General features: G+C 31.2%; 9 protein-coding genes. 3 read left to right on the top strand and 6 right to left on the bottom strand.

Going from position 1 to position 12,495, the window contains the following annotated elements; translation table 11 throughout:
• The first annotated feature begins 36 nt into the window (after positions 1-36).
• Entirely contained in the window at positions 37-603 is a 567-nt protein-coding gene (locus tag BLT88_RS05685) for an NUDIX domain-containing protein (RefSeq protein ID WP_231960094.1), read from the top strand.
• A 35-nt stretch (positions 604-638) separates the two neighbouring features.
• Here BLT88_RS05685 and BLT88_RS05680 read toward each other — a convergent pair whose 3' ends face one another.
• The 6 genes from BLT88_RS05680 to BLT88_RS05655 form a co-directional block, all read right to left on the bottom strand.
• A complete protein-coding gene (locus BLT88_RS05680; RefSeq protein WP_091953573.1) occupies positions 639-1,403 on the bottom strand; it encodes a DUF6503 family protein in 765 nt (254 codons plus the stop codon).
• Between the two features lie 78 nt (positions 1,404-1,481).
• On the bottom strand, positions 1,482-3,248 hold the full coding sequence (locus BLT88_RS05675) for an ABC transporter ATP-binding protein (RefSeq protein WP_091953572.1): 1,767 nt from the start codon (positions 3,246-3,248) through the stop codon (positions 1,482-1,484).
• 106 nt (positions 3,249-3,354) lie between these two features.
• The gene (locus BLT88_RS05670; RefSeq protein WP_091955671.1) at positions 3,355-6,591 is read right to left on the bottom strand and encodes a VCBS repeat-containing protein; all 3,237 of its coding nucleotides are present in this window, start codon (positions 6,589-6,591) and stop codon (positions 3,355-3,357) included.
• A 137-nt stretch (positions 6,592-6,728) separates the two neighbouring features.
• Entirely contained in the window at positions 6,729-8,636 is a 1,908-nt protein-coding gene (acs, locus tag BLT88_RS05665; protein ID WP_091953570.1) for an acetate--CoA ligase, read from the bottom strand.
• A 108-nt stretch (positions 8,637-8,744) separates the two neighbouring features.
• A complete protein-coding gene (locus BLT88_RS05660) occupies positions 8,745-10,433 on the bottom strand; it encodes a sodium:solute symporter family protein (protein WP_091953569.1) in 1,689 nt (562 codons plus the stop codon).
• 18 nt (positions 10,434-10,451) lie between these two features.
• Positions 10,452-10,718: a DUF4212 domain-containing protein gene (locus tag BLT88_RS05655; protein ID WP_231960092.1), complete on the bottom strand. Its 267-nt coding sequence runs from the start codon at positions 10,716-10,718 to the stop codon at positions 10,452-10,454.
• A 140-nt stretch (positions 10,719-10,858) separates the two neighbouring features.
• Here BLT88_RS05655 and BLT88_RS05650 point away from each other — a divergent pair, with 140 nt between their 5' ends.
• Together BLT88_RS05650 and BLT88_RS05645 are read left to right on the top strand one after the other, a co-directional pair.
• Positions 10,859-11,608 (top strand): sulfite exporter TauE/SafE family protein, encoded by a 750-nt coding sequence (locus BLT88_RS05650; RefSeq protein WP_091955669.1) that lies wholly within the window; start codon positions 10,859-10,861, stop codon positions 11,606-11,608.
• A 79-nt stretch (positions 11,609-11,687) separates the two neighbouring features.
• Entirely contained in the window at positions 11,688-12,485 is a 798-nt protein-coding gene (locus tag BLT88_RS05645) for a TerC family protein (protein WP_036785396.1), read from the top strand.
• Positions 12,486-12,495: the final 10 nt, after the last annotated feature.

Below are 12,495 nucleotides of genomic sequence, written 5' to 3'. Positions count from 1 at the left end.
TTCGATAAAAATCAATTGGTCTTTTTTTTTATCGAAATGATGTTTTCTTTTGCAATGGATGAATTAATTGATATTTTAACACCTAACGGAAAATCAACAGGAAAAACAGCATTAAAATCTGAAGCCCATAAAAACGGCTGGTTTCATGCAACAGCTCATATTTGGTTTTTTACCTCGGATAGAAAAATATTACTTCAAAAAAGAGCGCTTACAAAGAAGGTGTTTCCCGGAATTTGGGATATTTCCGTTGCTGGACACATTGGAGCTGGTGAAGATATTGTAGAAGGTGCAAAAAGAGAAGTTTTTGAAGAAATTGGGATAGAAATAGGAGAAAAAGACCTCATCAAAATAGGTACTAGAATTCATCAAGTTTCTCATGAAAATGGAATCCAAGACAATGAGCATCATCATGTATTTATAACCGAATTAAAGGTTAATATTTCGACTTTAACGATGCAAAAAGAAGAAGTTGATGGTTTAGAATTGTGGGATTTGAACGTATTAAATCAAACAAAAAGCCTAGAAAACGTTTTGCTGCCAAAGTTTCATGATTATTATCGTTCTGTGTATGATAAAATTAATACACATTTGGAATCAACTTAATTTCCCCACCTTATACTGCCACTGAAAACTCCGAACTATTTTATTGGTTTCTCAAAAAAAGAGGCTCCTATTTTACCTTGACTTAGAAGTGGCAGCGTGAATTTTGTTGCTGGCTTTTCAGGTTCAGTCGGCAAGCCGCTTTCATCCATTTTATACCATGTAATTTCTTTTGGAAAAACCAATCCGCTTACAACTTCCCATTTATTATATCTAATCATATGGAATAAATCATTTGGCTTTTTAGAGCTAAAAGTAACTGTATATGCTAGCCATTCCATTTGATAGGTTTCAGAGTTGTAATACACTATATAATTATCATCAGGAGAAGTTCCTATATTCTCTTTGTATGAAATTTTATATCCAGGATACTTTACCCCTTTAAAAACTAAATCATCCACTTTTTCATAAATAATTCCATCATCTGCCAACACAAAAGGCATTGCATAAAAATAAAAATATAAATTGTAGTAGAAGGCTGGATTTCCTTTGAATATACCTTTTTTGTCTTCACTTAACCAAACTTCCATTCCATCAAAACCTAAAGAATATTTTGGTGTATTAATTACTGTTTTTCTTGAACGTAAATCTGCAGTATGAATTTCCTTTCCCTTATTAAAAGATAATATTTGTGCTTTCCTCCAAATATTAATACCTCCGTGTTTCTGGAAGACTTTTCCTAATTCCATTGGAAAAACCTCACTTTTAACTTCAAGAGTAACATCAACTTTATTGTCTCTTTTAGATTCAGTTTTACAAGAAAAAATAATAGTTGCAATTAATAATAAAAGTGCTTTTTTCATATGCTTAAGTGTATTGATTCCAAATAGTTCTAAAATTGTTTTTTTCTAAATATTTATAAAAATAGTACATCTAAATATTTAAATTTTAGCCTGGTACGTATATAAATCGAAATATCTTCCTTTCGCCTTTATCAAATCATCATGCGTACCTCTCTCTGCAATACTTCCGGCTTCAATAACTAAAATCTGATCTGCTTGTTTAATAGTACTTAATCTGTGCGCAATTACAATAGTACTTCTATCTTTTACTAATTCCGATAAACTTTTCTGAATTAAAGATTCACTTTCGGTATCTAAACTAGAGGTTGCTTCATCCAAAATTATAATTTTCGGATCTGCTAAAATTGCTCTTGCAATGGCTAATCTTTGACGTTGACCACCAGAGAGTTTAACACCTCTTTCTCCGATTAAGGTATCTAATCCATTCTCAAAACGATCTGTGAATTCATTCACATAAGCTGCTTTTACTGCATTTTGTAGTTCTTTTTCAGTTGCATTAGGTCTAGGAAATAAAATATTTTCTTGGATAGTGCCCTCAAATAAAAATTCGTCTTGTAAAACAACGCCTAAATGTTTACGATAACTAGATAATTTTACTTTGGACATGTCTTGATTATCAATTGTAATTTTACCTGATTTCGGGTTTAAAAACGTAGCTGACAAACCAGCGATCGTAGATTTACCAGAACCTGAACTACCAACTAAAGCCGTTACAGATCCTGAAGGGACTTTAAAATTGATATTGTTCAGTACTTCTTTTCCTGCTTCATAAGAAAAAGATACATCATCAAAAATAATTTCTCCTTTGACATCCTCTAAAATAATTGTTCTTCCCGCATCGTCTTCTTCTGCATTCATATTCATAAGCTCTTCTGTTCGATCTAAACCTGCAAGCGCCTCCGTTAACTGACTTCCAATATTACTCATTTGAACTATGGGCGCAATCATAAAACCAAGTAATAATGTAAAGGATAGAAAATCTCCTACTGTTAATTCACCCGTCATAATTTTATAACCACCAATACCCATAATTCCTGTAGAAGCAAGTCCTAATAAAAAAGTAGAAGAACTAGTCATTAAAGCAGTTGCCGTTAAGCTCTTCTTTACATTTTGAAATAATTTATCTACCCCTTTTTCAAAAACCATATTTTCTTGTTCTTCTGCATTAAAAGCTTTAATAACTCGAACTCCAGAAAGGGTTTCGGTTAATCTCCCTTTGACATCTGCATTAATTACACCTCTGTTTCTAAAAATAGGCCGTATATATTTAAATGCTTTTAAAGCTACAACTCCAAAAATAGCAACAGGAACTAACACAAAAAATGTCATTGAAGGACTAATACGAATCAATAAAATCATTGAAATTACGGCTGTAATAGTCCCACCAACTAATTGAACCAAGCCTGTTCCTATTAAATTTCGGACACCTTCTACATCGCTCATAATTCTAGAGACTAATGCACCAGATTTTGTGTTATCAAAAAAACTGATTGGTAAAGACAATACTTTTTTTTGAACTTGAGCTCTTAATTCTGATATTAAAAACTGTGCTTGTACACTTAAAATTCTGGTTAATAAAAAAGAAGTGATTGATTGCACTAAAATTGCCAGTCCAACAATAAATAACAATTGATATAATTGGTCATAATCTTTATTTGGAATCACCTCATCCAATAGCGCCTTACTTTTCCATGGCAATACCAAACTAGACAATCGACTTAAAACTATTAATATTAATCCTATAAAAACCAACTTTCGTTTTGGCCAAATGATCGTTTTAAAAGCTTTTAGAATGGAAATTTTGGGTTTATTTTTATCTTGTTTTGTATCGTTAAGATGCTGCATTAATAATATTATTTTTAGAGTATGATTGATTCCTTATTGTCAATTTATATGCCATATTAGATAACATGACATAATAACAAAAAGATGGATATAAGAATACCTTTGTTTAATTAACTTTTAAAATAGTTAGCTCAGCATTTTTATTTAAAATGATAAAATGCCAATCACCATTAATGCTAATTTTTTCTATTGCTTTTGCCTCCATATTATTAAAATAACTAGAATCATTGCAAAAAGTAAAACCTCCTTTTCGGTCCCCCAATAAAACATATCCCTTTGAGGCATCATATCTTATGGTTTCTACTTCTGATTCATACACATTACCGATGCCAAAAACATCTAGATATCCATCATTATTTATATCTATAATTGAAGCACCTAAAGTAGGTGAAAATTGCGCTTCATTTGGCAGTTTTTTAATTTCAAACATACCTCCTCTATTATTTTTTAAAATGAACGAAGAAAAGTCTTGCGCTATAAAATGATGTGCATTTTCTAATTTTTCAGAGCCATAAATCTCAAACATGTTAGCTGCTGCAAATTCCTTAAATGTTTTAATTTTCTGATTTAAAAAAGGCGTTTGCTCCGTAGAACATTCTTTACCACGAACGGGAAGTAAATCTCCTGTTTTTGAAACTTTGCTTAAAGCAATATCAAAACTAGTATTCTCGTCAAAATAACCAGCATAAATATGCAATGGTTTTTGCTTATTTGGATGAAATTTATTATTATTTCCCCAATTTCCAATAATATAATCTGTATCACCGTCAGCATCAATATCAGTAGGTGTTATCGATTGATACCATCCACTAATATTGGTGACACCATCTATATGTTTTTTATAAAATTGATTGTTTTTATTCTCAAAAAAAGTAATGGACATCCACTCCCCTACAACAATTAAATCTTCATCTCCGTCGAGATCAAAGTCTGAAAAAATAGCATCGTTTATCATCCTTAAATCAGAAATACTGTCAAATTTACCCTCAATATTATTGCTATATTTTCCTTTTTCATTTTCTAAAAAATAGGAGTTTTCCGATAAAGGATATTGGCCATGCTTCGCATTATTTCCAATAAAAATATCAATATCACCATCTTTATCAAAATCTGAAAATGCAATCGCTTTAGAGTTTGAAGTTATCTTTGGAAGTTTTGTTTTTGTGAATTTTCCCTTTCCATTATTAAGATATAATCTATCTTGTAAAAGTGGACTATTTTCTTTAACATCATATCCTCCAGAAGTTACATATAAATCTAAATCATTATCGCTATCTACATCTAAAAATTTCGCATTTGTATCTTCAAAATCTTTATCTAACTCAAATAATTTTTGATTTGTTTCTATAAATTTTCCATCTTTACTTTGACAATATATAGCTCCTTTTTCACCTTTAGCATTTCCAACAAAGAAATCATCTAAACCATCATTATTGATATCTCCAACTGCAAGCGCTGAACTTTTTTCAGATTGTTTTTGTGGTAATAATAACTGTAATTTAAAATCATCATAAATATTTTCTTTTTGCTTATAATTGATACCAATATCAGTTGGAATTATTCGTTTAAATAATCTTGAGTTCATGGCATCCTTTTTAACAAAATTCGTAGCACCCTCAATGTTAAAGATTACAGTTTGATTAACTTCTACATTTTTTAATTTTTCAGTAGTATTATTTCCCCAATCAATAAATACACTATCTACTTTAGTTTTATTCCCTAATCCAAAATGCAGCTGAGCACTTACTGAAGATTGAAAACCTCTACTCAAAAATTGTTTTTTAGTTTGTTGCAAGTTTTCTGAAAAAACAGTGATTTCTGCTCCAATACCAAAAGGATTAGTTGTTGGTCCTTTAAGCTTAAAAATGATATAGTTATTTTTTGTGTTGTTTTTATAAATAGATGCTTTTTCTCCTTGATTATTTATAATTAAATCTAAATCACCATCATTATCTAAATCTGCATATGCTGCTCCATTAGAATTTATTTTAGCATCTAAGCCCCAACTTTTAGTGGTATTTTTAAACGTTAGGTCTTGATTATTTTTAAAGATATAATTACTTAATTTCTCTGAAGTAATTATTTTTTTAGCAGCATCTAGAGAAACTCTTTTACGGTTTCTAACATTGGTTTTCATTTGATTTCTAAAATCTTGATTTGTTAAATCATTTTGAATTCCATTAGTCACAAATACATCTTTAAAACCATCATTATCAAAATCCGCTATTAATGGCGCCCAACTCCAATCTGTTTTCGAAATTCCGGCAAGCTGTCCTATTTCACTATATGTATTGTCACCATTATTTAACTGTAACACGTTAGACATATATTGATAATGATAACCTTTTTTTACTAAATTATGAAAATTAGAAATACTCATCGTTGCCATATTTTCTTTGCTTCTAATATGGTCTTCCGCCATCATATCTAAAACAATTAAATCTGGTTTTAAATCGTTGTTAATATCAGCAAAATCAGACCCCATGCTGTTGGTAGAAATGTGGTTAAAATATTTTAATGCCTCGTCTTTAAAAGTTCCATTACCTTGATTTATATATAAATAATCAGGGTCAAAAAAATCATTCGCAACATAAACGTCTAACAAATCATCATTATTAAAATCCCCAATGGAAGCACTTAAACCCCATCCTTTATTTAAAATCCCTGCTTTTTTTGTGATATTTTTAAAAGTAGCACCATCATTTCTAAATAATTGATCTGAATTAAAGGGCTCTTTAGCTTCTTTAATTGAAAAATCTTTACGATGATTTACAAGATACATATCCAAATCATCGTCATTATCAAAATCAAAAAAATAGGCTTGAGTAGAAAACCCGAAATGATCCAGGCCATAAGCTTTGGCTTGTTCCTTGAAAGTGTTGTTTTTTTGATTGATAAATAGCTTATTTCTTCTTTTTGAGTGGCTGTTTATAGATCCTGATTTACAAACATAAAAATCTAACCAACCATCATTGTTAATATCTATTGCAGTCACACCTGTAGTCCATCCTGTTTGGTCTGCAATTTTTGCTTTTTGAGTAATATCTTTAAACTCCAAATCTCCCTGATTTAGATATAACTTATTTAATCCTTGATTAGAAGTAAAAAATAAATCTTCCAAGCCGTCATTATTAATATCTGCTACTGCCACTCCAGCACCGTTATAGATATAAGTGTAATTCAAAAAATTAAAGTTTGCATTTTCCTTCACTACATTTTTAAAATCAATATTTGTATCGGAAGAACTTAAAAGACTAAAACGGGTACTCGCATCTTTCATCTCTTTTGAACAAGAAAAAGAGAGGCCTAAAAAAAGTAGTATTAAGCAATAATTATTTTTCATTCTTAACTTTATGATCTGCCTTTTCAAAACTAACTTTTTACTTAAAACTATTTTACTTTTAACAATCATATCTACTTAATCTCAAAAATTCAGAACCACTCAATACTGCGCTTCTTTTTTAGGAAAAATTAAAAAAACTAAAGTCTATTATCGATAATACTTTGCACAACTTCAGGGTTTAATAAGGTAGATACATCCCCCAAATTATCCATTTCATTACACGCGATTTTACGTAAAATACGTCTCATAATTTTTCCTGAACGTGTCTTTGGCAATCCTTCTGAAAACTGAATTTTATCCAATTTCGCAATCGGTCCGATGTGTTCTGTAATGATTTGATTAATTTCTTTTCGAAGATTATCCTGATTTCTGCCTTCTCCTGTATCTTTAAGAATTACATAGCCATATAATGCACTTCCTTTAATATCGTGCGGAAAACCTACAATAGCAGATTCGGCAACTGCAGGGTGCTCGTTAATTGCATCTTCAATAGGTGCTGTTCCTAGATTATGTCCAGAAACAATAATTACATCATCTACTCTACCGGTAATTCTGTAATAACCCACTTCATCTCTTAAAGCCCCATCACCAGTAAAATACATGTTATCAAAAGCAGAAAAATAAGTTTCTTTATATCGTTTATGATTTCCCCAAATGGTTCTGGCAATACTCGGCCAGGGAAATTTAATACACAACCTTCCTTCCACCTGATTTCCTTTTAATTCTTTTCCTTTTTCATCCATTATTGCTGGCTGAATCCCAATAAAAGGCAACGTTGCATATGTCGGTTTTGTTGGCGTTACATAGGGAATAGGTGTGATCATCATACCTCCGGTTTCTGTTTGCCACCAGGTATCAATAATCGGACTTTTCTTTTTTCCTACATTATCATTATACCAATGCCATGCTTCTTCATTTATGGGTTCACCTACAGACCCTAAAACTTTTAAAGTTGATAAGTCATATTTATTTACCAATTCTGTTCCTTGTTTTGCCAATGCTCTAATTGCTGTTGGCGCAGTGTAAAATTGGTTTACTTTATGCTTCTCTACAATTTCCCAAAAGCGTCCAAAATCTGGATAACTTGGCACTCCCTCAAACATAACAGTGGTTGCTCCGTTTGCCAAAGGGCCATAAACAATGTAAGAATGTCCAGTAATCCATCCAATATCTGCAGTGCACCAATAGACATCATTTTCTTTGTATTGAAATGCATTTTTAAAAGTATATGCTGTATACACCATATATCCAGCGGTTGTGTGCACCATTCCTTTTGGAGTTCCTGTAGAACCTGAAGTATACAAAATAAATAATGGATCTTCTGCATCCATAATTTCTGCTTCACATATATCTGATGCTTTATCTAATAAAGGTTGTAACCATTTGTCACGTCCTTCTTTCATATTAATATCAGAATTTATTCTTTTTGCCACCAAAACAGTTTCAACTCCCGAACAACTTTTTAGAGCTTCATCCACAATTCCTTTTAAATCAATTGTTTTTGCCCCCCTGTAAGAACCATCTGAAGTAATTACCATTTTACAGTCAGAATCATTAATTCTAGTGGATAATGCCACTGATGAAAACCCTGCAAAGACAACAGAATGTATAGCTCCAATTCTAGCACAAGCTAATGTTGCTATTGCTAATTCTGGAATCATAGGAACATAAATACAAATTCTGTCTCCTTTTTTTACTCCGTTTTCTTTTAAAACATTTGCAAATTGATTTACTCTTTGATGCAGTTGTCTATAAGTAATGTGTTCCGCTGCTTCTTTAACATCATTTGGCTCAAATAAAATAGCTGTTTTACCTCCTCTTGTTGATAAATGCCTATCAATACAATTTTCTGTGATGTTTAGTTGAGCGCCTTGAAACCATTTAATTTCTGGTTTAGAAAAATCCCAATCTAAAATTTTGTCCCATTTTTTTCGCCATAAAAAGTGTTCTTCTGCTACTTCTTCCCAAAACTTTTCTGGTTCACGAATTGATTTTCTATAAACTTGATAATATTCCTCTAGATGCTTAATGTGATAATTACTCATTTTTTATACTTTATTTAAAGCTCTAATGTCTTAAAACTAAATCTTCATCTATTATTTATTCTACTGATAACGTTATTTTACCAACAAAAAGCAAAACTTTAAATCTTTTTAGTGATGTTGTGCTTCATTTACCCCACTTGGGATCCTTATGTTTTCGACAATTTCTCTAACCTTACTTGGTGGTTCTGGTGTAAACCTAGAAACAATAAGAGAAATAATAAAATTAGTAATCATGGCCACTGTACCAAATCCTTCTGGTGAAATTCCAAACCACCAATCTGCTTTACCTCCACCACCAAACCAATCGAATTTGAATTTCATCATATAAAAAAGCATTAATAAAATACCTACTAACATTCCTGAAATTGCACCTTCTTTATTCATTCTTTTACTAAAAATACCTAAAACGATTGCTGGAAAAAAGGATGCTGCTGCCAAACCAAAAGCCAAAGCTACTGTTGCTGCAACAAAATCTGGTGGATTTATACCAAAATAACCAGCCACACATACTGCAACGACTGCTGATAACCTTGCTGCTACTAATTCTCCTTTTTCAGAAATGTCTGGATTTATCATTTTCTTAATTAAATCGTGAGAAACTGATGATGAAATAACTAATAACAACCCAGCTGCAGTAGATAAAGCAGCTGCTAAACCTCCTGCTGCAACTAAAGCAATTACCCAATTTGGTAATTGTGCAATTTCTGGGTTTGCTAAAACCATAATATCTTTATCAACTATTAGTTCATTCTTTTTAGTATCTGCTAAATACTGAACTAACCCATCGTTATTCTTGTCATCAAACTTTATGAGTCCTGTTTTTTCCCAATTACCAAACCAATCAGGTAAGGTTGCATATTCTTTATTACTTACAGTTTCAATTAAATTTGTTCTTGAAAAAACAGCTATTGCTGGTGCTGTTGTGTATAAAATGGCTATAAACAATAATGCCCAACCTGCAGATTTTCTTGCATCTGCAACTCTTTTTACTGTAAAAAAACGAACAATTACGTGTGGCAACCCTGCAGTACCAACCATTAGTGCACCTGTAATAAAAAAAACATCTAACGTTGATTTACTTCCTGATGTATATTCTGCAAAACCTAATTCTTTGTGTAAACCATCTAACTTATCTAAAAGGTAAACACCACCTTCATCCATTCCTCCAAAACCTAATTGAGGTATTGGGTTACCTGTCATTTGAATTGAAATAAAAATTGCAGGCACCATAAAAGCAAAAATCAACACACAATATTGTGCAACTTGTGTATATGTAATTCCTTTCATTCCTCCTAAAACAGCATAAAAAAGAACAATTATCATCCCAATAATTACACCTGTATTGATATCAACTTCTAAAAAACGAGAGAATACTAAACCTACTCCACGCATTTGACCAGCTACATAAGTAAATGAAACTAAAAGCGCACAAAATACAGCTACACTTCTTGCTACGTTAGAATAATACCGATCTCCAATAAAATCTGGGACTGTAAATTTTCCAAATTTTCTTAAATATGGTGCTAACAATAGCGCTAGTAAAACATAACCTCCTGTCCAACCCATTAGATATACAGAACCGTCATAGCCGTTAAACGAAATAAGACCTGCCATTGAAATGAAAGATGCTGCGGACATCCAATCTGCTGCAGTCGCTAATCCATTTGCTAAAGGAGAAACACCACCTCCAGCCACATAAAATTCTTTTGTTGATCCTGCTCTGGTCCAAATTGCAATTCCTATGTATAATGCAAATGTAATTCCTACTAAAATCCATGTCCAAACTTGAATGCTCATTATATTTTTTATTATAAATTAATTATTGTACCCAAATTTTTTATCCAACTTATTCATCAATTTTATATAAACAAAAATGAGTATTACAAAAACATAAATAGCGCCTTGTTGTGCAAACCAAAAACCAAGTTTAAAACCACCTAATCGAATCATATTTAGCTCATCGAATAAGAGAATACCAAAAACAAAAGAGACCAAAAACCAAATACTAAGTAGTATTGATACATATTTTAAATTTTTTTTCCAGTACTTTTTTTTATTTTCTGAAATATTATTATTCATCATTGGTTTTTATTTTCAGCAATTTAAATAAAATTGTATACATTTATCTATCTAATTCTGCCTTTTTTATATCACAATTAAACAAAAGGTTTTTTAGTAGCAAACTTAAACATAAACAACTTTTTTTGATTTTTGAAACCTTTATGCAATACTGGCATATCATTATGTTATTCTTTGCTGTCGCCATATTGTATTCATCAGTCGGCTTTGGAGGCGGATCTAGCTACTTAGCTATTTTGGCTTTAAGCGGAATCGTTTTTACTCAAATTAGAGCAACAGCATTATTATGCAACATCATTGTTGTTTTAGGGAATGTACTCTTGTTCCATCACGAAAAAAAATTGAATTGGAAAAAAATAATTCCTCTAGTCTTTTTAAGTATTCCTTTTGCTTATATAAGCGGAAAAATAAAGATAAGTGAAGAATTCTTTTTCATTTTATTAGGACTTACTCTTTTATTTGCTGCAATTACCATGTGGATCTCTAAACAAATTATTTCTTCGGATAAAAAAAATATAAATCCAAAACCCATAAAAAATGCTAGTTTTGGAGGTGTTATTGGATTCATTTCTGGAATGGTAGGTATTGGAGGTGGTATATTTCTAGCTCCTCTTTTACATCTCACAAATTGGGATACTCCTAAAAAAATAGCAGCAACGGCAAGTGTTTTTATCTTGGTAAACTCTATTGCTGGTTTGTTAGGCCAGTATTCTAATCCAAATTTTGAAATCGACTGGAATCTAACTTCAATATTATTAATAACTGTTTTTATTGGAGGACAAATTGGTAGTAGAATGAGTAATAAATTTTTTACTCCTATTCAATTAAAAAAGGCCACAGCTATTTTAATTGCTTTTGTTAGTATTAGAATACTTTGGAAATATTTCTTGTAAGAAGTATGGTATCATTTAATTTCTTTAAATATATTTGAAAATCCTAAAAAATTGAATTAATTAATCCTAAAAAAAAATCATGTTAGAAGTTATTTTTACTTTAATAATGTTGATCTTATTACAAGCAGTTCTTGGCTTTGACAACTTACTTTATATTTCTTTAGAGTCAAAAAAAGCACCAACAGCGAATCAAAAAAAAGTGAGAAAAACAGGAATCTTAATAGCAATTGTATTAAGAATTGTTCTCTTATTTGTGTTGGTTTCTATCATTGATTTTTTTCAAGAACCTTTTTCTTTTTTATCAGGAGGAATAAAAGATGTTGTGAAATTTGCTTTTAATGGTCATAGCATCATCGTCTTAATCGGTGGTGGATTTATTATTTACACAGCTATTAAAGAAATTTGGCATATGATTAGCGCAATAGATTTAGATCACGAAGTTGGAGGCGACTTAAACCGAAAAAAATCTTCGAACGCAGTTATTACAAGTATTGTTTTAATGAATTTGGTTTTTTCTTTTGATTCAATTTTAGCGGCAATTGGTCTTACGAGCGAAATAGAAAGTGCTACCACTGCTTTTATTGTAATGGCAATTGCAATTGTAATTAGTGGATTGTTAATGTTACTCTTGGCGGATAGAATATCAACTTTCTTAGCAAAAAACAGAATGTATGAAGTTCTAGGGCTATTTATCCTTTTTATTGTTGGAATTATGCTTGTTACAGAAGGCGGCCATTTAGCACATATTAAACTTTTTGGTAACGAAATTGTACCAATGAGTAAAACAACTTTCTATTTTGTACTTGCAATTTTAGTCATTGTTGACGTTGTTCAAGGAAAGTATCAAAAAAAGTTGTTAGCTGAAAAGAGTAAATAAGAGTTTTGTG

The organism is Polaribacter sp. Hel1_33_78 (assembly GCF_900106075.1).
GTDB lineage: Bacteria > Bacteroidota > Bacteroidia > Flavobacteriales > Flavobacteriaceae > Polaribacter.
Note: the sequence above shows the minus strand (reverse complement) of the source record. Positions and strands in the feature narration are given on the sequence as shown.